The sequence below is a fragment of the Dietzia sp. 179-F 9C3 NHS genome (genome assembly GCF_045369825.1).
Classification (GTDB): Bacteria; Actinomycetota; Actinomycetes; order Mycobacteriales; family Mycobacteriaceae; genus Dietzia.
Map to the genome: position 1 here is coordinate 1 of NZ_JBIQES010000013.1, position 24,452 is coordinate 24,452.

Here is a 24,452-nt window from a genome sequence, read left to right on the forward strand (position 1 = left end):
TACAACAGCGAATCAGCCCGCCGCGCAGCCCTGCCGGCCTGGCTGCACTACTACAATCACCACAGGCCCCACACCGCGATCGGGAAGCTCCCACCCATCAGCCGGATCTCAAACAACCTGGCTGGGCAGTACAGCTAGTTCGCATCGGTGCGGGCGAGGAGGGCACACCATTGTCGAGACTGACGGAGCTGCTGCGGCAGGCGCGCAAGGCTGATCCGCAACTCGGCGCTGATCTGGAAGCAGAGATCGCCGCGCTCACTAAGCGTCGCACCTTCGGGCTCGTCTTCGAGCCGCATCAGCCCGAGGCCGTCGAGTTGCCCGGAAGGCAGGTGCGACGCGGCGACAAAGTGCGCGCGCTTCCACCTCGTGGGGAGACGAAGACTGACGACCAGCGTCTGTGGCGCGTCACGCGGATCGAACGAGCTGACGGGCAACGCCTGGCCCATCTCGCGGAGTTGGACGTCGAGGAGCCCGAGACTCAGATCATGCCCGCCGACGACGTGGTGGTCGTCGCAGAGTTCCGGGATCGAATCTACCCCGGACTCGTGGAGACGGGCCGCGTCGAGCGGGGCGGAGACAAGCCGTTCCACTCGGTCATCAACGCGGAGAACTACCACGCGCTGGAGATGCTGACCTACACCCACCGGCACTCCATCGACGCCATCTACGTCGACCCGCCGTACAACACGGGTGCCAAGGACTGGAAGTACAACAACAACTACGTCGAGGGTGACGACGACTACCGGCACTCGAAGTGGCTGGCGTTCATGGAGCGGCGCCTGAAGATCGCCCGTGAGCTGCTCAACCCCGATGACTCAGTGCTCATTGTCACGATCGACGAACGCGAGGGACATCGGCTGGCACTGCTCCTAGAGCAGACGTTCCCCGAGGCCAGGGTGCAGATGGTGTCGTCGGTCATCAATCCGAAGGGTGTTCCCAAAGCGCGAGACTTTTCGCGCGTCGACGAGTGGCTGTTCTTCGTGATGCTTGGGGACGCATCACCTGGTCGTTGGATGACGGACATGATGACGGATGGTGCTACTGCGCCGAAGCCTGTCAGGTACGTCAACTTAAAGCGCGAGGGCTCAAATTGGCGTCGTCGTGATAGGCCTGGATTGTTTTATCCGATCTACGTTGACCCTGGTTCTGGACAGATCGAGGAGTTTGGGAGCCCCATACCGGCTGACGCTGAGCGTTCCATGATCCCAGACAGGGAAGGACTTCAGACGGTTTGGCCGATCAAGCCTGACGGGTCGGAGGCGAGATGGCAGCAGAAGCCTGAGTCTGCTCGTGCCTTGAAAAATGCGGGGTACCTTCGCTCTCGTCTTGCGCGCGACGGAGAACGAGTAGTGATCGAGTATCTGTCGTCTGGACAGGTGAAAGCGATCCAGGAGGGGCGGATGACGGTCTCCGGAAAGGATGAGAATGGCGCTCTCGTCCTCGATCCGGTGAGCGGGTCAAACCAGATTCCAAAGACGATTTGGCGACAGGTAAGCCATTCCGCTACTGAGCACGGCAGTAAGGTGCTCGCGAGTATCCTCCCAGGGCGGACCTTTCCGTTCCCCAAGTCGCTGTATGCCGTCGAAGACACCCTGCGCTTCTTCGTGAAGGACAAGCCCGAGGCGGTCGTCTTGGACTTCTTCTCCGGGTCCGGCACGACGGCGCAAGCGGTGATGCGGTTGAACCGGCAGGATGATGGTCGCCGTCAGTGCATCTCGGTGACGAACAACGAGGTCTCCGCAGAGGAGCAAACAAGGCTTCGTCGACGGGGTCTGCGCCCTGGCGATTCTGAATGGGAAGCGCTGGGCATCTGTGACTACATCACCAAACCACGTCTCACCGCTGCGATCACGGGCCAGACGCCACAGGGACAGCCGATCAAGGGCGACTACAAGTTCACCGATGAGTTCCCGATGTCGGAGGGCTTGCAGGAGAACGCGGCATTCTTCACGCTCACCTATGAGGCACCGTTGTCGGTGCGTCACAACCGGGCGTTCGAGCGCGTCGCGCCCATGCTGTGGCTGCGCGCCGGGTCCCGTGGTCGCATCATCTACGACCTGGGCGAAGACGGCTGGGACGTAGCCAACTCCTACGGTGTCCTGGAGAACCTCGACCAGGCGAACGAGTTCGTCGCGGCAATGAGTGCTAGTGAGGGCGTCGAGATCGCGTTCGTCGTTACGGACGACGACAGCGCGTTCCAGATGGTGTGCCGGGAACTGCCGAGCGGTGTCGTCTCGGTTCGCCTGTACGAGTCGTACCTCCAGAACTTCGAGATCAACACGGGACGGAGCCTTTAGATGCGTTACACGCTGAAGGACTACCAGACAGAGGCAGTCCGCGACGTTCTGCGGAACCTGGACCGTGCCCGCGACTCCTACCGCCGCTACGGTGCGCTCTCGCAGTTCTCGCTCACGGCGACTACGGGCGCGGGCAAGACCGTCATGGCTGCAGCAGTGATCGAGGCTCTGTTTTTCGGGAACGACGAGTTTGATTTCGAGCCCGACCCGGGTGCTGTAGTCCTGTGGTTTTCAGATGATCCAGCGCTGAACGAGCAATCGCGTGCCCGCATCCAGGCGGCTGCGAGCGAACTGGATTACCGGCTTCAACCTGTGTCTGCTGACTTTGCCGATATCCACTTCCGCCCGCGAATGGTCTACTTCCTCAACACACAGAAGTTGAGCAAGAACTCGAAACTGGTCCGCGGCGCTACAGGTCGAACCGAGTCGTCCGAAGCAGGTTTGTTCGAACCTTTGAGCCGCCCTGACAACGCACAGTCCTCGATCTACGACACGATCACTAACACCATCGCCAACGAGGACCTGACCCTCTACCTCGTGCTGGACGAAGCACACCGAGGCATGGGGACCCGGGCGAGTGAGCGGTCCACCATCGTGCAGCGGCTCATCAATGGCCAGAGCCCGGTGCCTCCCATGCCGGTGGTGTTCGGCATCTCGGCCACGGTCGAGCGCTTCGAGGCGGCAATGAAAGATGCCAAGGGCCGGGACGCGCTGCCGTCGGTGCAGGTGGACTCCGCGCTCGTGCAGGCCTCCGGTCTGTTGAAGGACGACATCGCACTGTCGATTCCCGCCGAGGACGGCGCGTTCGAGACCGTGCTCCTGACCAAGTCCGTCGAGAAGATCAAGGCCTCCGAGAGCGCGTGGCAGGACTATGCGTGCGAGCAGGGCGAGTCTGAAGCCGTTCGTCCACTGCTGGTGGTCCAGGTTGGGGACAAGCCCTCGCAGGAGACCCTTACCCGGACGCTGGACACGATCTACGAGGCCTGGCCGGATCTGCCCTATGACGCTGTGGCGAACGTCTTCGGCGAGCACATGGACCTGACCGTCGGCCAGCAGATTGTGCCGTACATCGAGCCGCAGCGAGTCCAGGACGCCACGCACGTGCGGGTGCTGCTGGCCAAGAGCGCGATCTCCACGGGCTGGGACTGCCCGCGCGCCGAGGTGCTCGTCTCATTCCGTCCCGCCAAGGACCGCACGCACATCACACAGCTGCTCGGACGGATGATGCGCACACCGCTCGCCCGGCGCATCCCCGGTAACGAACTGCTCAACTCGGTGGACTGCCTGCTGCCGCTCTTCGATCGCAAGACCGCCACCGGAGTCGCGGAACTGCTGATGAAGGGCGCGACGAGCAAGGACGCCGACGAAGGCGAGGACGGCGGCGGAGGCCTCGGGCGCCGAGTGCTGTTCGACCCAATCCCGCTGTACCCGAACCCAGCGATCGCCCAGGCAGTGTGGGAGCGCTTCGCGGCAATCCCGTCGGTGACGATCCCGAAGAAGAACGTCAAACCCATCCGTCGGCTCACCGCCCTGGCGACGGCGCTTTCGAAGGACCACCTCGTGGACGAGGCTGTGGAGAAGGCGCACAAGCACCTCCACGCCGTGCTCGACGGTCGCGCCGTCCAATACAAGGAGAAACTCGAGAAGGCGCGTGAGGACGTGCTCACCATGGAGGGTGAAGAGGTCCGCGGAAGAGTCGGCGGCGGATTCTCCTACCGTGCGTTCTCCGTCAGCGCCGACCCCCGCGCCATCGAGGACTACTATCGCACAGCCACCCGGATCCTGAGCCCGGCGCTGTGCTCGTCCTATGTCGATCATCTCGTCGGGCCGGACGGAGACGAGGACGATCTCCTCGAAGCGCACATCACCGTCGCCTCACTCAGCCGAGTGCACGAAATCGCCCAGGCGGTCGAACATGAGGCCGATGGACTGTCCCGCGAGTGGCTCACGCAGACCCGCGTCGCACGCAAAGGACTGAGCGACGAACGCCAGGCCGAGTACGACGGGCTGGAGTCGATGTCGACGGCGCCCGAGCCGATCACACTCACCGTCCCGAAGAACGGTCAGACCGATACCAAGGTGCGTCATCCCGACGGCACCGAGGAAGACCTGCCCACCCGCGAGATGCACCTGCTCGCTGCGGAAGATGGCACGGTCCCGATCACGCTGAATGAGTGGGAGCGCAAGGTCCTCGACTCCGAAGCAGCACAGCCCGGCTTCCAGGGCTGGTACCGCAACCCCGACCGCGCCACGAAGGAATCCCTTGCCGTGGCCTACAAGGACGAGGTGCGCGACTGGAAGGGGCTGCGTCCGGACTTCCTGTTCTTCGGCACCAACCATGACGGCAGCGTCGCGGTGGACATCGTGGATCCGCACGGCCACCACCTCTCAGACGCATTGCCGAAGCTCCGTGGTCTTGGCGACTTCGCCGAGCGCTTCGCAGACGACTTCCGTCGCATCGAGTCGGTGGCTGAGACCGGCGGCGTGCTCCGGGTCCTGGACATCACGAAGCCGCGTGTCCGCGAGTCGATCCGCGCAGCCAAGAGCGCCAGGGTGCTCTACGAATCGGAGCTGGCCAGTGACTACTAACACGATGGCGATGCGCGCCGCGAGACGAGCCGACGGCGAGAAGACAGCGCCCGAAGGAGCAGAGCAATGACCCAGTCCGTGTTCTTCAGTTTTCAGTACGACCCCGACAATTGGCGCGTCCAGCAGGTGATGAACATGGGCGCGGTCTCCGGCGGGTCCGCGTTCTCTCCGCAGGACTGGGAAGCCGTGCGGTACAAGACCGACGCCGCCATCGAAAAGTGGATTCACGAGCAGATGAACTACACCAAGGCTGTGATCGTGCTCGTCGGCGCGACAACTTCGAAGAGCCGATGGGTCAGGCACGAGATCATCAAGGCGTGGAACGACAAGCGTCCGTTGCTCGGCGTGCGAATTCACGGTCTCCGCGATAAGGACGGCTTCACAGCATCCCGAGGCGCCGACCCTTTCGCGAGTATCTCCATGACAGGCGGCGGGACGATGGCCAACTATGTGGAGCTTATCGACCCGGTCGGCGGAGACAGCAAGGCGGTCTACCGGGACATCGAGAACAACCTGGAGGGCTGGGTGAATCACCGTGCCTACAGGCCGTCCTGAGTGTCCGTTTTGCGAGATCGTCCAGCAGGATGATCCCGCCGCCCGTGAGGTCTACCGGGACGATCACGTGGTCGCCTTTTTCCCGACTGACCCCGCGGTCCTCGGTCATGTCCTGCTCGTGCCGCGACGACACGTTCCCGACATCTGGAGCTTGAAACCTGACGAAGCGGCACGACTCTCGCGTACCTCGCTTCGCATCTCGTCGGCGATTCGCGATGCTCTCGTCCCCGACGGCTTGAACGTCATCCAGTCCAACGGAGAAGCCGCCACCCAGTCCGTACCGCACCTGCACATCCACCTGGTCCCGCGCTGGGAGAACGACGCCATGGGGTCGATCTGGCCCGACGAGACCGACTTCACTGAGGCGGCGAAGGACAAGGTGCTTCAGCGGGTGCGCGGTGCTGTCGCGAACCTGGCTGTCGAGGCGCCTGCTCTCAGTCCCGATGACCGGCGCAAGCACTTGGATTACATTCAGGCTGTCGTCACTCGACAGTCCGCCGCATCCGCGTCGGCAAAGAGCTGGCTGTTGCCGATTGCGACCGCTACGTTCGGATTCGCCCTGACGCAAGATTCATGGCCGCTCGCAGCGCTCGGGCTTGTCTCGGTCGTGTTGTTCGCGTATCTGGACGCGAACTACCTCCGGAGTGAGAAGAGATTCCGGAAGCTATACAACACCGTCGCGCGGTCGCACCGGATGGTCCCGGACTTCACCCTCGACCCCTCCGATGCCGATGATCCTCCTGAGGACGGGAGGTCGGCAGAGACCAAGTGGCGCGAGTTCGTTCGAGATTATCTCCCTGAATGGGGCATCTGGAAGTCCTGGTCCATCCTGCCGTTCTACTCGGCGCTCGCGGTCATCGGTGTGGGTGTCGTGATCGTTGTGGCGGTCTAATCGTGCGCCTCGTGAATCGTTCAGCTGCCCCGTGGAACATGGGGGATGGTGCATGAGTAGGTGACATCTGATCTGGCTTGTCCTGCGGGGCGGGCCTGGAAGGATGTTGTTGTGCCCAAGCCCTATCCTCAGGAGTTCCGTGACGACGTTGTCCGCGTCGCCCAGGCCCGCGAAGAGGGTGTGACTCTCGAGCAGATCGCCGCCGACTTCGGTATCCACCCCATGACATTGCAGAAGTGGATTCGCAAGGCCGACGTGGAGGCCGGGATCAAGCCTGGTACGACCTCCGCGGAATCCCAGGAACTGCGCGAGGCCAAACGCCGCGTTCGGCTGTTGGAGCAGGAGAACGAGGTCCTGCGCCGCGCTGCTGCGTACCTGTCCCAGGCGAACTTGCCGGGAAAAGGTGGTACCCGCTCGTGAGCGAGCTCGCCGCTGACGGAATCCCCGTCGCGGTGGCGTGCCGGGTACTTGGGATCGCTCGCCAGCCTTACTACCGGTGGCTCCAGAACCCGGTCACCGACGCCGAGCTCGCCGAGGCGTACCGGGCCAACGCTCTGTTCGATGCCCACCGCGAGGACCCGGAGTTCGGCTACCGCTACCTCGCCGACGAAGCCGGGGCCGCGGGCGAGAAGATGTGCCGGCGGACCGCGTGGCGGATCTGCTCAGTCGGCGGCTGGAACAGCACCATCAGCAAGAAGGGCCGCGGCCGGCACCGCAAAGCTGGCCCGCCGGTTCACGACGATCTCGTCGAGCGGGACTTCACCGCCCAGGGCCCGAACGAGTTGTGGCTGACAGACATCACCGAGCACTGGACAGCCGAGGGCAAGCTCTACCTGTGCGCGATCAAAGACGTCTACTCGGGGCGAATAGTCGGGTATTCGATCGACTCGAGGATGAAGTCCCGCTTGGCCGTGGCCGCCCTGAACAGCGCCGTCGAGAGACGAGGCGACGTGACCGGATGCGTCCTACACAGCGATAGAGGGTCGCAATTTCGCTCGAAGAAGATGCAGATCGCGATCACCCGTCACGGGCTGATCGGATCCATGGGCAGGGTCGGTGCCTGCGGGGACAACGCCGCCATGGAGAGCTTCTTCTCGCTTCTGCAGACAGGCGTCCTCGACCGACGATCCTGGGCCACCAGAGACGAGCTCCGCGCGGCCACCGTGCACTGGATCGAACGCACCTACCACCGCCGCAGACGGCAAGACCGCCTCGGCAGATTGACCCCCATCGAATACGAGACAATCATGACCCACGAGGCCGCTCAGGCCGCGTGACTAACCGTGTCACCAATCCGTGCACCAGACCCTCGCGCGACGGGGTGACGTTGCCGGATGCATCCTGCATGTTGACCGCGGTAGCCAGTTCCGCAGCAGGGCGATGGCCCGCGAGCTGCGCCGTCACGACATGGTCGGATCGATGGGCCGAGTCGGCGCGGCCGGAGATAACGCCGCCATGGAGAGCTTCTGGTCGCTTCTTCAAACGAACGTGCTCAACCAGCAGCGGTGGGCGACCAAGCAGGAGCTGCGCCTGGCCATCGTGGTCTGGATCGAGCGGAAGTACCACCGCCAGCGATCCCTAGACACTCTCGGCGGATTGACGCCCATCGAGGTCGAAGCCAAACTAACCGAGCCGCTCACCCTCGCGGCCTAAACCGAAACTGTCACCAGTTCGTTCCTCACGCCCAGGTGGTCCGCGATGTAGTCGAGACTCATCTGCCGCCTCTTGCCGAGGCACTACGTGGGCACGTTGCCACTGATTGACAGAGCGGATCCAAAGGTTATTCGGTTACGGAACGTGGTGGAGTTCCGGTTTGACGTCCAGCGCCATTCGCGCGGCTCGCCCGACACTCGCGCACCTCGGTCCGGGTAGGGTGCGCCTGGGGCTGGCAGATCGTGGCTGTGGCCGGGACAGGAGCAACGAGCGATGAGTTTCCATGTGTACCTCTCCGGTGAGATCCACACCGACTGGCGCGAGGAGATCGAGCGGGGTGCCGAGGCCGCCGGCTCGACGTGGTGTTCACCGCGCCGGTGACCGATCACCCCGCGAGCGACGCCGCGGGAGACCACCTGGGGGAGACGCCCGGCCAGTTCTGGCGCGACCACCAGTCCTCCAAGGTCAACTCGATCCGCACCCGCACGCTGATCGCGCAGGCCGACATGGTGGTGGTGCGGCTCGGCGACCAGTACAAGCAGTGGAACGCCGCCTTCGACGTCGGCTACTGCGCCGCCCTGGGCAAGCCTTATGTGACCCTCCATGACGCCGACATCGTCCACCCCTCAAGGAGGTCGACGCCGAGGCGCGCGCCTGGTGCACGACCACCGACCAGGTGGTGGAGATCGTGCGCTACGTGCTCGAGGCGTAGTTCTTCGTCCTTCGGCAGCCGTCGACGGACGGAACCCTGGGTCGGCTTCGTTCCCCTGCGAGGAAGCGGCGGTGGGGCGAGCGTTTCCCGCAGCAACGCGGCAAGGCGTTCCCGGGCCTCCGCGCGGTAACGCATCTGCAACCGTCGCGTGGAGACGGACATCGTCGATACGGTGGCGAGGTCGACAGACAGCTGCACCTAGCTGTTGGTCGTGTTCACCCCCTCGCCCCTCATGACGGCCGAGTCATGGGGCTCTCCCGCGACGAGGTCCCGTGGCACAGTATCGTCACCGCCGCTCCCACAGGGGGAGCGGCTCGTGCCGCTCCGGGTACTCGAGCACCGCGTCAATGAGATGCTCGGCGTCCCGGTGGACCAGCGGCCGGCCGAAAACGCCGCGGAGCACCGTGATCTGGCCCGGTTCCAGGTAGGGCTCGTGTGTCCGCAGCCGGCGGCCGACCTCCTCAGCGTTGAGCAGTTCGACGGCGGTGCTGAAGTGGAGCAGTGGGACATGCGGCTGCGCGTCGTGCGTGGACTGGTCCAGCATGCCGTCGTCGCACAGCCTCAGGCAATCGAGGGCCAGGTGAGCGCGAACTCGGCCGCGACCGACCGTAGTTCCGTCGACGTCGTCACTGCTCTTCTCGTCCGATCGGGCGGACTGGTGGGGAGCCTATGCTGAGTCAGTGGCCGTGTGGTGAATTGCGGCGTGATGAGACGTGGCGGTAGGAGGATCTCCGTGGAACTGAGCATGGACAAGGGCAACCGATTCGTCGAGGAAACCCAGACTCCCGAGGGTGCCGCGGCCTGGAAGCAGCAGCTGGACGAGTACGCGCCCGGTGCGTCCGACTGGGTCGTCGGGGCGGTCTTCGGCGGCACCTACCAGCGGGGTGGGCTGGAGCTCCGCGACCGCCAGATGCTCAACATGGCGGCGCTGGCGGCGATGGGCGGCACCGAACCGCAGCTGACCGGCCACATCCGGACGGCCGTGGACGTGGCGGGAATGACCAGGGAGCAGGTCGCGGAGTGCTTTGTGCACCTCATGCCGTACATCGGGGTGCCCAAGACGCTGGCGGCGATGCGCTGCATGAAGGCCGCCTTCGAGGGCTGAGCCACCGACATCACCCGCACCCCCGGCCGCCCGGCCGGGGGTGCGGGTGATGTGAGCCTGTCGCGTCAGGCGCGGATGCTGTCGAGGGCCTTGTTGAAGGTCTCGCTCGGGCGCATCGCCTCGCGGAGCTTGTCAGCGCTGGGCCGGTAGTACCCGTCCAGCTCGACGGCGTTGCCCTGTACGACCGTCATCTCCTCGAGAATGGCATCGCTCTGATCGACGAGTGTCTTGGCGAGCGGGGCGAAGTGGTTCGCCAGCTCGGCGTCCTCGGTCTGCTCGGCCAGCTCCTCGGCCCAGTACCGGGTGAGCCAGAACTGGCTGCCGCGGTTGTCCAGCTCCCCGGTGACGCGCGACGGCGACTTCCGGTTCTCGAGCAGCTTGCCGGTCGCCCGGTCGAGCGTCTCGGCCAGGATCGTGGCCTTGGGGTTGTCGTTCTTGCGCCCCAGGTCGTCCAGGCTCGCGCCGAGGGCGAGGAACTCGCCGAGCGAGTCCCAGCGCAGGTGGTTCTCCTCGACCAGCTGCTGGACGTGCTTCGGGGCAGACCCGCCGGCACCGGTCTCGTAAAGTCCTCCGCCGGCCATGAGCGGCACGATGGAGAGCATCTTGGCGCTCGTGCCCAGCTCCAGGATCGGGAACAGGTCGGTGAGGTAGTCGCGCAGGATGTTGCCGGTCACGGAGATGGTGTCGAGGCCGCGCATGGCGCGCTCGAGGGTGTACCGCATCGCGCGTACCTGGGACATGATCTGGAGGTCCAGGCCCTCGGTGTCGTGATCGGCGAGGTACTTCTCCACCAGCGTGATGAGGTTGTTCTCGTGCGGCCGGTACGGGTCGAGCCAGAAGACCGCCGGCATCCCGGAAGCGCGGGCGCGGTCCACGGCGAGCTTCACCCAATCCCGGATAGGGCGCTCCTTGACGGTGCACATGCGCCAGATGTCGCCGGCCTCGACGTCCTGGGAGAGCAGGACCTCGCCGGTGGCGTCGTCGACGATGTTGGCGACGCCGTCGTACTGGACCTCGAAGGTCTTGTCGTGGCTGCCGTACTCCTCGGCCTTCTGCGCCATGAGGCCGACGTTCGGGACGGTGCCCATGGTGGTGGGGTCGAACGCGCCGTTGGTCTTACAGAAGTTGATGATCTCCTGGTAGATCCGCGCGAACGTGGACTCGGGGATGACGGCCTTGGTGTCCTTCTTGCGGCCGTCGGCACCGTACATCTTCCCGCCGATGCGGATCATCGCCGGCATCGAGGCGTCGACGATCACGTCCGAGGGGGAGTGGAAGTTGGTGATGCCCCGGGCCGAGTCGACCATCGCGAGCTCGGGCCGCTGCTCGTGGCAGCGGTGGAGGTCCTCGATGATCTCCTCTTTCTTGGCCGACGGGAGGGAGTCGATCTTGTCGTAGAGGTCGACCATGCCGTTGTTGACGTTGATGCCCAGCTCGTCGAAGAGCTCGCCGTGCTTGGCGAAGGCGTCCTTGTAGAACACGCGGACGGCGTGGCCGAACACGATCGGGTGGGACACCTTCATCATGGTGGCCTTGACGTGCAGCGAGAACATGACGCCGGTCTCCTTGGCGTCGTTGAGCTGCTCCTCGTAGAAGTCCATGAGGGCCTTCTTGCTCATGAACATCGAGTCGACGACCTCGCCCTTCTCGAGCGGCACGGTCTTGAGCACGTGCGTCTCGCCGTCCGGGGTCACCACCTCCATGCGGGCGTCGCAGGCGTGGTCGAGGATGATCGACTTCTCGCCCGCGTAGAAATCACCGTGCGTCATGTGCGCGACGTGGGTCTGCGAGGCCATCGACCACTTGCCCATCGAGTGCGGGTTCGCCTTGGCGTACTCCTTGACCGCCTTCGGGGCGCGGCGGTCGGAGTTGCCCTGGCGCAGCACCGGATTGACGGCGCTGCCGAGAACGCCGGCGTAGCGCTCGGCGATCTCGATCTCCTCGTCGGACTTGGGGTCCTGGGGGTAGTAGGGGAGGTCGTACCCCTGCGAGCGGAGCTCCTCGATCGCGCGGTTCAGCTGCGGCACCGAGGCGCTGATGTTGGGCAGCTTGATGATGTTGGTGTCGGGCTCCTCGGTCAACCTGCCGAGCACGGCGAGGTTGTCTTCCACCTTCTGCTCGTCGGTGAGCCGGTCGGGGAAGGCCGCGAGGATGCGGGCGGCGACCGAGATGTCGCTGGTCGTGACCTCGATGTCGGCGGCTTCGGCGAACGCGCTCACGACGGGCAGGAAGGCCTCCGTCGCAAGGCGGGGCGCCTCGTCGGTGAGGGTGTAGATGATCTTCTGCTTGGTCTGGGTCATAGGTGTCGACTCTTCTTCGATCGGATCGTGTTCTTGTGGAACGGTCGCCACCATCATCCCCTGTGTCGGGACGTAGTGACCACCACCACTGCGCATCTGCAGTTGTCTCGGCCGCCGGGCGGCTCAGTTCGTGGCCGTCCCGGGCGCTTACTGCAGTCTGGTCTATCCGGCGTCCACGTGTACCGCATTGCGGCCGCGGGTGCCCCGGTCGGGCGAGATACCCGCACGGCGTGAGTACGATTCGCCCTGCGCGGAGCACGAAGGGCGCGCGATCCACACCGACGTTGCGGGGGATGCTCGAGGACGGCGAGAGCGGGCGGCTGCTCGAGCTCGCGCCGGAGTGGGGGGCGCTCAGCCGCCCGGCGAGGTCCGCCCCGCGCTCCACGCCCCCCACAGCCGGGCGTAGCTGCCGCCGCGGGCCACGAGCTCGTCGTGGGTGCCCTGCTCGACCACACGGCCGGTGTCCATCACCACCACGCGGTCGGCGCGCGCGGCCTGGTCCAGGCGGTGGGCCACGACGAGCGCGGACCGATCGCGGATCACCTCGTCGGCCGCGGCCTCGAGCGCGCCGGCACCGGCCGACCCGGCCTCGGCGGTGGCCTCGTCCAAGATGACGATCGCCGGGTCGAGCAGGAGGATCCGGGCCAGCGCGAGCTGTTGGGCGGCCACGGGCTCGAGGTGCACGCCCTGTGCCCCGACCACGGTGTCCAGGCCGGCGGGGAGCCGGTCGAACCACGGGTGCGCGTGCACCCGGTCCAGGGCCTCGAGCAGGTCGGCGTCGGTGGCGTCGGGCCGGGCCAGCGCGAGGTCCTGGCGCAGCGTCCCGGAGAACACGTGGACCTCCTGGCTCACGGTGGCCAGGCGCGCGATGCGCTCGCGGTCGGAGAGCTCGGAGACGGGGTGGCCGTCGACCAGCACCTCGCCGCGGTCGGGGACGTGGAGGCCGGCCAGCAGCGCGGCGACGGTGGTCTTGCCGGCCCCGGACGCCCCGACGAGCGCGACGGTCTCGCCCGGCGCGATCGCCAGGTCGACGTCGCGGATCGCCCACGAGCCGCCGTAGCCGAAGCTCACCCCGCGCAGCTCGGCGCGGCCCCGCGGGGCGGCGACTCCGCTGTCGGGGACGGGGACCGGGGGGTCCACGACCACGCCCACGACGCGCGCCAGCGAGGCGTACCCGGACTGCACCACGTCGAGGATCCGCATGAGCATGTTGAGGGGGCCGCGCAGGCGGATGATCATGAGCACCGCCCCGGTCACCGCGCCCACCGAGACCGTGCCGCCGCTCACGAGGTGGTAGCCCACGAGCAGTGCGAGCGTGAGCATCGCGAACTCGGCGACGAGCATCCAGACGTTGAGCACGAGCATCGTGGTGCGTGCCCGCACGGCCTTGACCACCACGTCCCACGAGGCGTTCCCGATGTCCGTCCGGACGCGTTCCTCCATGGAGAACGCGCGGACGGTGGCGCGGCCGCGGATCGCCTCGAGGACCCGGCGCGCGCGCTCGGCCATCGCGGCGCGTTCCGCGGCGTACCGCTCGGGCGCCTTGCCGAGGTAGTTCCGCGCGGCGAGGTAGTAGACGGGGGCCACGACCAGCGGGATGAGAAGGAACCGCCAGTCCACGGTCGACAGCGCCACGACGGTGGCGGCGAGCGTGAACACCGAACTCGACAGGATCGGCACGGTCTCGGTGACGGCCGAGGACAGCTCGGCGACGTCGTCGGTGGAGCGGCTCACCAGGTCGCCGCTGCCGGCGTCCTCGACCCGGTGCGTGGGCAGGCCCAGGGCGGTGCCGACCATGTCCTGTCGTAGGTTCGCGATCACCCGCTCGGCGATCCGCGCCACCAGGTAGAAGCCGGCCGCGCTCAGGGCGGCCCCGGCGAGCGCGGCGCCGACCAGCGCAGCCGTGAGCTGCCAGAACGGGGTGGTGGTCTCGCCGGTCACCAGGTCCACGATCCGGCCCATGAGCTGCGGGACCAGCACGCTCGCGTACGCGCCGAGGCTCAGCAGCACAAAGGCCAGCATGAGGAGCCCCCGCGCACGGGGGACCCGGGCCAGCTGCCGGGCCACCTCGCGCCGGACCTGGCCGGGAGTGGCCAGCGGGAACCGCAGTGCGGTGTCCGGCTTGTCGGGGGCGGGGACCGGAGCGGTGGCCGGGGCGGGGGACGACGACGAGGTCACCGGCCCACCTCCGCCTCGGGGGCCGCGAGGAGTGCCGACAGGTCGTCCACGTGGAGGAGCGTCGCCGCCATGGAACGCCACGCGGGGGCCTCGGTCAGCACGAGCGTGGGAGCGCCGCCGCGGTGGTGGGCCACGTTCTCGGAGAGCCGCTGCTCAGTCACGGAGTCGACGGCGGTGGTGGGGTCCTGAAGAACGAGGACCTCCGGGTCGGCGGCGAGCGCCCGGGCCAGGGCCACGCGCTGGCGTTGGCCGCCGGAGAGCATGCGCCCGTTCTCTCCTACGCGCGTGTCCGGGCCGCCCGGGATGTCCCCGCAACATGCGGCCTCCAGGGCGCGCTCGGCGGTGGCGCGGTCGGGGTGGACGTTGTCGGCCACGGTGCCGTCGAAGAGGTCGGCGGCGTGCGGGGCCACGATCACGCGGGTCCGCGGCAGTGACTCCAGGCGACCGACGATCTCCGGGTCGGTGCCGCCGATCACGGTCAGGCCCGCGGGCAGCGCTCCGAGGACGCGGTCGGCGCGCTCGGCGTCGTCGTCCGCGGTGCGCTCGAAGTCCGCGGCGAGCACCTCGCGGATGCGGGTGCCGGAGGCCTCGGCGGAGGCCCAGCGGGAGGCGAGGTTGCGGCCGAACATGGTCATGGGCATTACGAGGAACTGGGAGAGCCCGACGGCCGTGATGAGCTGTCCGATCGTCACCCGCCCGTTGACCGCCAGGGCGCCGGCACCGAGGCCGAGAACCACCACGAACAGCGCTCCGGCGGCCTCGGTCGCGGCGTTGAGGCGCGCCTCGGCCGCGGTGGCGTCCACCGTCCGGCGGTAGGCCTCGTCGGAGACCGCGTCGTAGCGGCCGCGCACGGTGACGACGGCGCCGAGTCCCTTGAGGATGCGCAGCCCCTGCACGACGTCGGTCGCGGTCGCGGCGGCCTCCGCGACGGCCCGCTGGCGGGCCACCGAGCGCCGCTGCAGCGGCCGGGCGACCCGCAGCGCGACCACCACCAGCAGCGGCCCGCCGAGGAGGGTGCCCAGGCTCAGCCACGGGTTGATCGTGTACATCATCACCGCGCCGTAGGTGATGGCCGCCGCCTCGGCGACGGGCATGACCGTCATCATCACGACCTCGCCCACCCGGTTCGTGTCGGCCGAGGCCACGGACAGCAGACCGCCCGCGGTCCGGTCCCGGCCGGCGAAGCCCCGGGGGTCGCCTATCCGGTCGGTGACCAGCGTGCGCAGGTCGTGGCTCACCAGCTGTTGAGAGCGAATGAGCATGAACCGCGCCGTCCAGTTGGCGGCGATCGCCACCACGAACACGCAGCCGAGTAGGCCGATCCAGAACCACAGCCGGTCGAGCGACGAGGTGGCCACGGCATCGTCGACCGCCCGGCCCACCACGACGGGCGTGACCCCGTTGCTCACAAAGACCACGGCCATGGCCGCGGAGGCCACGAAGCTCCACGGGCGTTGGGAGAGCGCCACCTTGAGAGTCCACCACCGCGCGTCGACCGCGGGGATCCGCGACCGGCGCCCGCCCGGGCCGGGGAGCGCGGCGTGGTCGACGACGCTCTGGGGCGCAGCGCTCATGGCATTCTCGGACACGCTCACCGATCGTACTGGGGAAGTTAGGCTGACCTAAACCCGCGGCCGCGGACCCCGGCGGAAGACGAGGAGGGCGTCGGCCACGAGGTCGTGGGGGAGCCGATCCCAGACGATCTCCGTGACCCCGACCGGCGTGAGGTGGGCGGCGAGGACGCGCGCGCAGTCCTCGATCAGCCGGGTCGTCACCCCGCGGTGGTGGATGTCGGCCACGTTCCACACCACGTGGCCGCCCGGCGCCACGACCCGCGCGCACTGCGCCGCCACCCGGCCGAGCTCGCGTAGGTAGCGGGCGTAGTCGCCGCCGCCGGCCTCGTAGCCGGTGAGCGGGTCGGCATCGTGGTGGGTGGCGGTCATGTACGGCGGGGAGGTGAGCACGAGGCCGGCGCCGTCCCGGGTCGCCCCGGGCGAGGCGCCGTCGAGCACCCGGAGCAGGTCCCGCGCGTCGCCCTCGACAACCTGTGCGGCCGGAACCCGACGTCGGAGGTAGACGACGCGGTCGGGGAGCAGCTCCACCCCGAGGGCGCGTCGCTCCAGCGCGACCGCGCGGGCAAGGGTGGTGCCGAACCCGGCGAAGGGGTCCACCACGAGGTCGCCGGGTCGCGTGCAGCGTTCGATGACGTGGTCCACCACCGGCGCGAGCATGTGCACGTCCTCGTCCGCGCCCGGGGGGCGGTCGGCGAGGAACGTCGCGTGCGCCGCGCGCAGGCGCGCGTCCAGTGGAGTGGTCATCCGTCCCGCGTTCTCGAGGTGGTTCGTCCCGGCAGCGTATCCACCCCCCGGCGGCTCACGCGGCCGCGGCCCCGGCGAGGCCGCCGACGATCTCGACCGTGTCGGTCCGGGCGTCGGCCACGCCTAACGCGACGAGCGTCGTGCCGCAGGCCTCGAGTCGGCGCTCGAGGGTGCGCCGCCACCGCTCGACGATCGTCGGGCGCAACCGGTCGGCCGAGGAGAGGGCGACGACGACTCCAGGCAGAGGGACCTCGGTGAGGAACCCGGTCCCTCGTCGTCGTCCCGCGGCATCAGCGTCCCAGGGCACACCCGCCACCACGACCGGCATGCGCAGGGACACACCGCGCTCGTCGCAGGGGAGGACGAGCAGGGAGTCCGCGAGCCGGTCGCCGTACCCCAGGCAGAGATCGATTACGCCGGCGGCGAGCGCGGGGTCGTCCAGCGGCAGGTCGTTGATGTCGTCGGGAAGTTCGTCGAATCTCATGTCCTCGAGTCTCGGTCGCCGGTCGGGGCCGGACCAGGGGTAACCGGCGATCTGTGGAGGGCGCCCACGGCCTGGGGAGAACCGGCGCGGGCGGGAACCGGCGGCGCGCGTCGGGCGTCGCGGCCGGCCGGATCGTCGGCCTCGGCCCGCCGGTGATGTCGGTCGCGGACCGGCTGCGCCTCTGTCACTCGGACTCGTGACGGCGGTCCTCGCTGTGGAACCCTGGCCGGTATGACACCCGGCCCGTGCGAGCGCTCCGACGCCGACCCCCGACTGCTGCCCGGATACGCGCGGACGTTCGCCGAGGGGAGACTGACCCTCGGGCTGGCGTTTCCGCTCGGGGCGGGCGGCGGGCTGTCACCGGACGTGGACCCGGGACGACAGGTCGCGCTCGCGCGGGCGGCCGAGGAGGGCGGGATCGCCGCGCTGTGGGCGCGCGACATCCCGCTGCGCGTGCCCTCCTTCGGCGACGTGGGCCAGGTGTACGACCCGTGGGTGTTCCTCACCCACGTCGCCGCGCACACCAACCGGATCGCCCTCGGTACGGCGGCCGTCGTCCTGCCGGTGCGTCATCCACTGCACGTGGCCAAGTCCGCGGCGAGCCTCGACAGGATCTGCGGCGGCCGGTTCCTGCTGGGCGTGGCGTCGGGCGACCGGCCCGAGGAGTTCCGGGCCTTTGGGCTGGAACAGGGGGAGCGTGGTGAGCGGTTCCGGGAACACCTGTCGGTGCTGCGCCACGCCCTCACCACGGAGATGCGCGGCGTGCGCTGGTCCGGTGGGTGGATGCACAGCGCCGACGTGGTGCCCAAGCCCACCGCGTCGTCCGTCCCGCTGGTCATCACCGGCTCGAGCCAGCAGAGCATGCGCTACAACGCCGAGCACGGCGACGCCTGGCTCACCTACCCGCGGGAGTTCACGGCTCAGCGCCGCGCCGTCGCGCAGTGGCGTGGCCTCGTCGCCGAGACGTCCGGGACTGTGGAGGCCCGCAAGCCCTTCGCCCAGTCCCTGCGCGTCGACCTCGCGGAGGACCCCCACGAGGAGGCGTCGCCGCTGACCTTCGGGTTCCGGATCGGGCGCCGGAGGCTCGTCGCGCACCTGCGTGAGCTCGAGGGCATCGGGGTCGACCACGTCGTCCTCGGCCCGGCGAGCCGGACGCGGTCCGTGGACGAGGTGATCGACGAACTGGCCGAGCACGTCGTGCCGCATTTCCCGGCGGGGTGAGGTGAGGCGGGGCCGCGGGCGAGCGCCGGGCGGGTTCCGGCCCTAGGCTGGGCGACATGACGGAGCAGACGAACCCGGACCCGACCGCCGCCGAGGGCGCCGACATCAAGCCCCGCAGCCGCGACGTCACCGACGGCCTGGAGCGGGCCGCGGCGCGCGGCATGCTGCGCGCGGTGGGGATGGGAGACGACGACTGGGTCAAGCCGCAGATCGGCGTGGCCTCCTCATGGAACGAGATCACCCCGTGCAACCTCTCACTGGACCGGCTGGCCAAGGCCGTCAAGGAGGGCGTCCACTCCGGTGGCGGTTACCCGCTGGAGTTCGGCACGATCTCCGTCTCGGACGGCATCTCGATGGGCCACGAGGGCATGCACTTCTCGCTGGTCTCGCGCGAGGTGATCGCCGATAGCGTGGAGACCGTGATGAGTGCCGAGCGGCTCGACGGCTCGGTGCTGCTCGCCGGCTGCGACAAGTCGCTGCCGGGGATGCTCATGGCGGCCGCGCGGCTCGACCTCGCGGCGGTCTTCCTCTACGCCGGTAGCACGCTGCCGGGGCAGGCGAAGCTCTCCGACGGCTCGGAGCGCGAGGTGACGATCATCGACGCGTTCGAGGCCGTGGGCGCCTGCTCGCGCGGGCTCATGAGCCGCGAGGACGTGGACGCCATCGAGCGGGCCATCTGTCCCGGCGAGGGCGCGTGCGGCGGCATGTACACCGCCAACACCATGGCGAGCGCCGCCGAGGCCCTGGGCATGTCCCTGCCGGGGAGCGCGGCCCCGCCGGCTCCGGACCGCCGCCGCGACGGGTACGCCCGCGCCAGCGGCGAGGCCGTGGTGCAGATGCTGCGTCGCGGGATCACCGCGCGCGACATCATGACCCGGGAGGCCTTCGAGAACGCCATCGCCGTCGTCATGGCCTTCGGTGGGTCCACCAATGCCGTGCTCCACCTGCTGGCCATCGCGAACGAGGCGGAGGTGGAGCTCACGCTGGACGACTTCGCCCGGATCGGCGCCCGCGTCCCGCACCTGGCCGATGTCAAGCCGTTCGGCGCCCACGTGATGACCGACGTGGACCGGATCGGCGGGGTCCCGGTGGTCATGAAGGCGCTGCTGGACGCCGGCCTGCTGCACGGCGACTGCCTCACCGTTACCGGCCGCACCGTGGCGGAGAACCTCGCCGACGTCGCGCCGCCGGACCCCGACGGCGCGGTGCTGCGCGCGCTCGACGCGCCGATCCACCCCACCGGCGGCATCACGATCCTCCACGGCTCCCTCGCTCCGGAGGGCGCAGTGGTCAAGTCGGCCGGGTTCGACTCCGAGGTCTTCGAGGGCACCGCCCGCGTCTTCGAGCGGGAGCGTGCGGCGATGGACGCCCTCGAGGACGGCACGATCACCGCCGGCGACGTGGTGGTGATCCGCTACGAGGGGCCCAAGGGTGGTCCGGGCATGCGCGAGATGCTCGCGATCACCGGCGCCATCAAGGGCGCCGGCCTGGGCAAGGACGTCCTGCTCATGACCGACGGGCGGTTCTCCGGTGGCACCACCGGGCTGTGCGTGGGACACATCGCCCCCGAGGCCGTCGACGGCGGGCCCATCGCCTATGTCCGCGACGGCGACCGGATCCGCCTCGACGTGTCGCGGGGGACGCTCGACCTGCTCGTCGACGCAGGCGAGCTCGCGTCCCGGCGCGAGGGTTGGGAGCCGCTACCGGCCCGCTACACCCGTGGAGTCCTGGGCAAGTACTCCAAGCTGGTGCGGTCGGCGTCGGAGGGCGCGGTCTGCCGGTGACGCCACGCGGCGCCCACACCGATTCAGGTAAGGTATGCATAACCTAACCGGAAGGGGTGTCGATGTCGGAGAAGCAGGCCGCGGGGCGGCGGGGTGGGCCGCCGAAGCGGGCGCGTGTCGCGCGGAGTGAGTGGCTCTCGTCGGCCATGGTCCGACTGGTCTTCGAGGGCGACGACCTGGCGGCGCTGCCCGACCTGGCGTTCACCGACCACTACATCAAAATCATCTTCGGCGACGCCACCCGCACGTACACGATCCGGGCGTTGGACCGCGAGCGCGGGGAGATGACGGTGGACTTCGTGGTCCACGGCGACACCGGCCTCGCGGGCCCGTGGGCCGCGACCGCGCGGCCCGGCGACGAGATCGCCTTTCGAGGCCCCGGCGGCGCCTGGGCGCCCGATCCGGATGCCGACCTGCACCTGCTGGTGGGCGACGAGTCCGCCGTGCCCGCGATCGCCGCCGCGCTCGACCGGCTGCCCGCCGACGCCGCAGCCGAGGTCTTCGTGGAGGTCGAGGGCCCCGGCGCGGAGATCGCCCTTCCCGTCACCGAGCGCACCACGGTGCACTGGATCCACCGGGCGGGCCGGCACCCCGGCCTCGCACTGGCCGACGCGGTCCAGCAGCGACCGTGGGATCCCGACGGCCTCCGCGCGTTCGTCCACGGCAACGCCGACATGATCAGGGATCTCCGGCGCTTCCTGTTCCGGGACCGCGGCATCCCGCGGGCGCAGGTCTCGATTTCCGGCTACTGGCGCACGGGCCTCACCGAGGACGACTGGCAGGCGAGCAAGCGCGCGTTCATGGCGCAGGTCGAGGCCGAGGAGGCCGCCGGCGGCGCGGCCTAGGTCGCGCCGGGATGCCACACCGCGCGGACTCCGTCCGGTCCGGCCCCCCGGTCCACGGCCAGGACGAGCGCGGCGCAACCGGGGCCGGACAGGTAGAGCGAGGCGAGCAGTGCCGCGGTCCCGGCGGGGAGTAGGCGGCCGACGTTGAGGTAACCGGACCGTTCACCCGCGCAGATGGCGAGCAGTCCGGCGATCACGTCTGGATGGCCGAAGCGCTTGAGTGCCGCGAGGGGTTACTCGACGATACTGCCGTCCTCGGGCTCGTGGAGGACACCGTCGGCGGGCTTCTGGCCGGTGACGAGGTAGACGATCCGGTTGGCCACGCTCACGGTGTGGTCGGCGAAGCGCTCGTAGTACCGGGCGAGCAGGGCCAGGTCGACGGCGGCGACGGACCCGTGCGGCCAGTCCTTGGCTGAGAGCTGCCGCATGAGGGAGGCGTGGAGGTCGTCGACGGCGTCGTCGTCGTGGTGCAGGGACAAGGCGAGGTCGACGTCCTCCTCGGCGAGGACCTGCTGCAGCTTCGCGGCCAGGTCGGCCCCGCGCTCGGCCATCTCGCGGACGGTGGGGACCAGGGCCTCGGGGACGGCCGGGTCGGGGTGACGAAGTCGCGCGCGGCGCGCGACGTGCCCGGCGAGGGTGGCCATACGGGTGAAGTGCTCGACGATGTAGATGCCGGAGACCACCTGGCGCAGGTCGCCGGCCACGGGGGCCTCGAGCAGGAGCATCTCGAAGGCGACGGCTTCGCAGGATTCGCGGAGCTCCTCGACCTCGGTCAGGGCGTCGATCGCCTCGTTCGCGGCGACCTCGTCGGCGCTGAGGAGGGCAGTGGTGGCCGTGTCGAAGATCCGGCGATCGAGCTCGCAGAAGCGGGAGAGGTCACGGGCGAATTCGTCCAACTTGGAACGGAACACAGTGCGCATGGCGTCATCGTAGTCAGGTCCACGGGGCGCCTGAGCCATCGTTTCCCGGCTGTTCATCCCCGCGACGCCGGGAGGGGGTGGGACGGGGCATGTCACGACTCTGGTGGTGCGGGGGTCGCGCTCCCACTGCCCGGAATAGACAGATCGGTCTGTTCTGGCCTAGGGTGGGGCCGTCTATCGCTCGTGAAAGGACCACAGATGACCCTCTTCCTGTACGAGACCACCCCCTCCCAGGAGCAGCAGTCCGACCCCTCGGCCCTCGTCGACGCCATCGCCTCGGCCCTGACCGCCGCCGGCACCGAGGTCATCGAGACCCAGGTCACCAAGGGTGCGGCGCGCGTGTTCACCATCGTCGAGATCGCCGATGGCCCGAACGGCGCCTGCGCCACCGAGGCCCCGTCGCTCGACGCCGCGTCGATCGGCGCCGCCGAGGTCACCGAGCCCGCCCAGGTCCGCCTGGTGGGCACCGACCTCGAGACCATCAAGGCCGCCCGCCCGGAGGCCGGCTACCTCGTCGAGTGGGACATCCCCGCCGAGATCGACATGGACACCTACCTCACGCGGAAGAAGGAGAAGTCCCCCAAGTACGCCGAGATCCCGGAGGTCTCCTTCCTGCGCACCTACGTCCGTGAGGACACGGACAAGTGCCTGTGCTTCTACAACGCCCCCGACACGGACGCCGTCGTCCGCGCCCGGGAGATCGTGTCCACCCCCATCTCGCGTCTGCACGAGCTGGCATGAGCACGCCCACGGCACCCACCCTCACCGCCGACCTCGGCGCGGCCCGCGCCCGGCTCGTCTCCGGCGACCTCGGCGGGCTCGACGCCGCCGAGCTCGTCGCGGTGATCGACGCGGTCGCCGGTCGTGCCTCCGCGATCGACCGTGGCAACGCCGACCTGCGCGAGGACATCGCGGCCCTCGCCGACCTCAGCCTCTTCGACGTGGACCGCACCCCCGTCGCGGTCGCGGCCACGGTCCTCGAGGCCGTGGCCACCGAGAGCCTGTCCGTGGCCTTCGGCGCCTGGGCGCAGCGCATGACCGCCGCCTACCTCCGGCACGCCGCGGACCGCTCCGACGCCGCCATGGAGAGCTACCGGGCGGTCGCGGACGGCCGGCGTCCCGGCGTGACCGGTATGGCCGCCGCCCAGCGCCAGGCCGTCGGCCTCGGCCCGGTCCCGATCACGGCGACCCCGGTCGCGGGCGGGTACCGGCTCGACGGACCGATCGCGTGGGCGTCCAACGTCTACCCGGACAGCCAGATCGTGCTCGCCGCCAACACCGAGGACGGGCGCAGCCTCGTCCTCACCTTTGCCGCGTCCGCGCCGGGCGTGGAGATCCGCACCGCGCCGGACCTGCTCGCCCTCAACGCGACGGCGTCCACGATGGTCGGTCTGGACGGCGTCGTGGTCCCGCACGAGCAGGTGCTCGGCGAGGACCTGCCGGAGTTCCTCTCCGGCGTGCGCCCGCAGTTCCTCATCCTCCAGGCCTCGTTCTGCTCGGGGATCGCCGCGCGGTCCCTCACCGAGTCGGCCGGCCGGCTCGAGGGACTCGGCGCCTTCTACGCCGACGAACACGCCGCGCTCGTCGGCCGCCACGACCACATGCACTCCGAGCTGCACCGCCTCGCGGCCGACCCCACCGGGGCGGCGCTCGCGGACCTGCTCCTGCTGCGTCTTGACGGCGCGGAGATCGGCCCCGCAGCCACCCGGCTGGAGGCCGTCCTCTGCGGCGGCATGGGCTACGCGCAGGGGGCCCCGGCCAACCGCCGCATGCGCGAGGCCGCGTTCCTGCCCGTCCAGTCGCCCTCGCAGTCCCAGCTCAAGTGGGAGCTCGACCGGCTCGGGATCGTGGCGTGACCGCGGTGCTCGAGCGGCCAGTGGCCGTCGAGGTCACCGGTCTGCGTCACCGGCTTCCCGGCGGGCGCCCGCTGTTCGACGACCTCGAGCTGACTGTCCGCGCGGGGGAGTCGCTGGTGCTCCTCGGCCCGTCCGGCGTGGGCAAGTCCACGCTGCTCCGCCTCCTCGCCGGCCTCGACGAGCCCGCGGGCGGCAGCCTGCGCGTGGGCTCGGCGGCTCCCGGCGGGGACCGCGGGCACTCGTACGCCGTGGTCTTCCAGAAGCCGCTGCTCTACCCGTGGCTCACCGTGCGCGAGAACGTAGCCCTCGGCGGCCGCTTCCGTTCGCTGCGGGGCCGGGTCGACACCTCGCACGTGGACGAGCTGCTGGCCCACTTCGGGATCGCCGACCTCGCCGACGCCCGCCCGGACGAGATCTCGGGCGGCCAGGCCCAGCGCGTCGCCGTGGTGCGCGCGGCGGCCACCCGGCCGGAGATCCTGCTGCTCGACGAGCCGTTCAGCGCGCTCGACCCCGTCACCCGCGCCGATTCCCAGCGGTGGTTGGTGGGCGTGACCGCCGAGCTCGGCGTGACCACGGTGATGGTGACGCACGACGTGGACGAGGCGCTCGTAGTGGGATCCCGGATCGCGCTGCTCGGTTCCTCGGGTCGGGTCGAGGCCGAGTGGGAGAACCCCTCCCACGGCACCTCGGACCCCGACCCGGAGCTGCGCGCCCGCCTCCTCGACGCCTACCGGACGGCCTGA

Annotated in this window: 21 protein-coding genes and 3 pseudogenes; 15 read left to right on the plus strand and 9 right to left on the minus strand. The window is 69.1% G+C overall.

Features of this window, described 5'->3' with window-relative positions:
• The 8 genes and pseudogenes from ACH0BZ_RS13775 to ACH0BZ_RS13810 all read left to right on the plus strand — a co-directional run.
• The coding region (locus ACH0BZ_RS13775) for an integrase core domain-containing protein (protein WP_406899219.1) at positions 1-138 on the plus strand (138 nt) is incomplete at its 5' end.
• A 488-nt stretch (positions 139-626) separates the two neighbouring features.
• Positions 627-2,297 carry a site-specific DNA-methyltransferase gene (locus ACH0BZ_RS13780; protein WP_406899220.1) on the plus strand — a complete coding sequence of 557 codons (1,671 nt, stop codon included), beginning with the start codon at positions 627-629 and terminating at the stop codon, positions 2,295-2,297.
• Complete coding sequence (locus ACH0BZ_RS13785; RefSeq protein ID WP_406899138.1) at positions 2,298-4,886, plus strand: DEAD/DEAH box helicase; 2,589 nt, start codon at positions 2,298-2,300, stop codon at positions 4,884-4,886.
• Between the two features lie 66 nt (positions 4,887-4,952).
• Entirely contained in the window at positions 4,953-5,441 is a 489-nt protein-coding gene (locus ACH0BZ_RS13790) for a TIR domain-containing protein (RefSeq protein WP_406899139.1), read from the plus strand.
• Positions 5,422-6,333 carry an HIT family protein gene (locus ACH0BZ_RS13795; RefSeq protein WP_406899141.1) on the plus strand — a complete coding sequence of 304 codons (912 nt, stop codon included), beginning with the start codon at positions 5,422-5,424 and terminating at the stop codon, positions 6,331-6,333. The genes ACH0BZ_RS13790 and ACH0BZ_RS13795 overlap by 20 nt, the downstream gene beginning before the upstream one ends.
• A gap of 111 nt (positions 6,334-6,444) precedes the next feature.
• Positions 6,445-7,610 (plus strand): IS3 family transposase gene (locus ACH0BZ_RS13800; protein ID WP_406899142.1). Its coding sequence is split into 2 segments (ribosomal slippage): positions 6,445-6,717 and positions 6,720-7,610, totalling 1,164 coding nucleotides; the frame shifts between segments, so codons are not numbered across the junction.
• A gap of 61 nt (positions 7,611-7,671) precedes the next feature.
• A pseudogene (locus ACH0BZ_RS13805) lies at positions 7,672-7,986 on the plus strand (transposase); the annotation flags it as partial.
• Between the two features lie 314 nt (positions 7,987-8,300).
• Positions 8,301-8,698: pseudogene (locus tag ACH0BZ_RS13810) on the plus strand (YtoQ family protein).
• Positions 8,699-8,713: 15 nt separating this feature from the next.
• Here the strand turns inward: ACH0BZ_RS13810 and ACH0BZ_RS13815 are convergent.
• Together ACH0BZ_RS13815 and ACH0BZ_RS13820 are read right to left on the minus strand one after the other, a co-directional pair.
• A pseudogene (locus ACH0BZ_RS13815) lies at positions 8,714-8,926 on the minus strand (aminoacyl-tRNA hydrolase); the annotation flags it as partial.
• 58 nt (positions 8,927-8,984) lie between these two features.
• Positions 8,985-9,242: a hypothetical protein gene (locus ACH0BZ_RS13820; RefSeq protein ID WP_406899143.1), complete on the minus strand. Its 258-nt coding sequence runs from the start codon at positions 9,240-9,242 to the stop codon at positions 8,985-8,987.
• A gap of 189 nt (positions 9,243-9,431) precedes the next feature.
• On the opposite strand from ACH0BZ_RS13820, the gene ACH0BZ_RS13825 reads away from it, so the two are divergent.
• The gene (locus ACH0BZ_RS13825; RefSeq protein WP_406899144.1) at positions 9,432-9,803 is read left to right on the plus strand and encodes a carboxymuconolactone decarboxylase family protein; all 372 of its coding nucleotides are present in this window, start codon (positions 9,432-9,434) and stop codon (positions 9,801-9,803) included.
• A gap of 65 nt (positions 9,804-9,868) precedes the next feature.
• Here the strand turns inward: ACH0BZ_RS13825 and ACH0BZ_RS13830 are convergent, their stop codons facing one another.
• The 5 genes from ACH0BZ_RS13830 to ACH0BZ_RS13850 form a co-directional block, all read right to left on the minus strand.
• A complete protein-coding gene (locus tag ACH0BZ_RS13830) occupies positions 9,869-12,103 on the minus strand; it encodes an NADP-dependent isocitrate dehydrogenase (RefSeq protein WP_406899146.1) in 2,235 nt (744 codons plus the stop codon).
• A 351-nt stretch (positions 12,104-12,454) separates the two neighbouring features.
• Complete coding sequence (locus ACH0BZ_RS13835; protein ID WP_406899222.1) at positions 12,455-14,212, minus strand: ABC transporter ATP-binding protein; 1,758 nt, start codon at positions 14,210-14,212, stop codon at positions 12,455-12,457.
• A 65-nt stretch (positions 14,213-14,277) separates the two neighbouring features.
• The gene (locus tag ACH0BZ_RS13840; protein WP_406899147.1) at positions 14,278-15,870 is read right to left on the minus strand and encodes an ABC transporter transmembrane domain-containing protein; all 1,593 of its coding nucleotides are present in this window, start codon (positions 15,868-15,870) and stop codon (positions 14,278-14,280) included.
• A 33-nt stretch (positions 15,871-15,903) separates the two neighbouring features.
• The gene (locus ACH0BZ_RS13845) at positions 15,904-16,599 is read right to left on the minus strand and encodes a DNA methyltransferase (RefSeq protein WP_406899148.1); all 696 of its coding nucleotides are present in this window, start codon (positions 16,597-16,599) and stop codon (positions 15,904-15,906) included.
• Positions 16,600-16,654: 55 nt separating this feature from the next.
• Positions 16,655-17,083: a hypothetical protein gene (locus ACH0BZ_RS13850; RefSeq protein WP_406899149.1), complete on the minus strand. Its 429-nt coding sequence runs from the start codon at positions 17,081-17,083 to the stop codon at positions 16,655-16,657.
• Between the two features lie 231 nt (positions 17,084-17,314).
• Between ACH0BZ_RS13850 and ACH0BZ_RS13855 the strand changes: the two genes are divergently transcribed.
• The 3 genes from ACH0BZ_RS13855 (at position 17,315) to ACH0BZ_RS13865 (ending at position 20,933) form a co-directional block, all read left to right on the plus strand.
• On the plus strand, positions 17,315-18,304 hold the full coding sequence (locus ACH0BZ_RS13855; RefSeq protein ID WP_406899150.1) for an LLM class oxidoreductase: 990 nt from the start codon (positions 17,315-17,317) through the stop codon (positions 18,302-18,304).
• Positions 18,305-18,360: 56 nt separating this feature from the next.
• Positions 18,361-20,088: a dihydroxy-acid dehydratase gene (gene ilvD / locus ACH0BZ_RS13860; protein WP_406899151.1), complete on the plus strand. Its 1,728-nt coding sequence runs from the start codon at positions 18,361-18,363 to the stop codon at positions 20,086-20,088.
• A gap of 62 nt (positions 20,089-20,150) precedes the next feature.
• The gene (locus tag ACH0BZ_RS13865; protein ID WP_406899153.1) at positions 20,151-20,933 is read left to right on the plus strand and encodes a siderophore-interacting protein; all 783 of its coding nucleotides are present in this window, start codon (positions 20,151-20,153) and stop codon (positions 20,931-20,933) included.
• Here ACH0BZ_RS13865 and ACH0BZ_RS13870 read toward each other — a convergent pair.
• Both ACH0BZ_RS13870 and ACH0BZ_RS13875 read right to left on the minus strand, forming a co-directional pair.
• Positions 20,930-21,130, minus strand: a complete 201-nt coding sequence (locus ACH0BZ_RS13870) for a hypothetical protein (protein WP_406899155.1) — start codon at positions 21,128-21,130, stop codon at positions 20,930-20,932. The two genes, ACH0BZ_RS13865 and ACH0BZ_RS13870, sit on opposite strands and share 4 nt — an antisense overlap.
• A gap of 36 nt (positions 21,131-21,166) precedes the next feature.
• On the minus strand, positions 21,167-21,853 hold the full coding sequence (locus ACH0BZ_RS13875) for a phosphate signaling complex PhoU family protein (protein ID WP_406899156.1): 687 nt from the start codon (positions 21,851-21,853) through the stop codon (positions 21,167-21,169).
• Positions 21,854-22,051: 198 nt separating this feature from the next.
• Between ACH0BZ_RS13875 and ACH0BZ_RS13880 the strand changes: the two genes are divergently transcribed.
• The 3 genes from ACH0BZ_RS13880 to ACH0BZ_RS13890 are packed head-to-tail and all read left to right on the plus strand — an operon-like array spanning position 22,052 to position 24,452.
• Positions 22,052-22,594, plus strand: a complete 543-nt coding sequence (locus ACH0BZ_RS13880) for a DUF4242 domain-containing protein (RefSeq protein ID WP_406899157.1) — start codon at positions 22,052-22,054, stop codon at positions 22,592-22,594.
• Entirely contained in the window at positions 22,591-23,709 is a 1,119-nt protein-coding gene (locus ACH0BZ_RS13885) for an acyl-CoA dehydrogenase (RefSeq protein ID WP_406899158.1), read from the plus strand. The genes ACH0BZ_RS13880 and ACH0BZ_RS13885 overlap by 4 nt, the downstream gene beginning before the upstream one ends.
• Before the next feature lie 5 nt (positions 23,710-23,714).
• On the plus strand, positions 23,715-24,452 hold the full coding sequence (locus tag ACH0BZ_RS13890) for an ABC transporter ATP-binding protein (protein ID WP_406899223.1): 738 nt from the start codon (positions 23,715-23,717) through the stop codon (positions 24,450-24,452).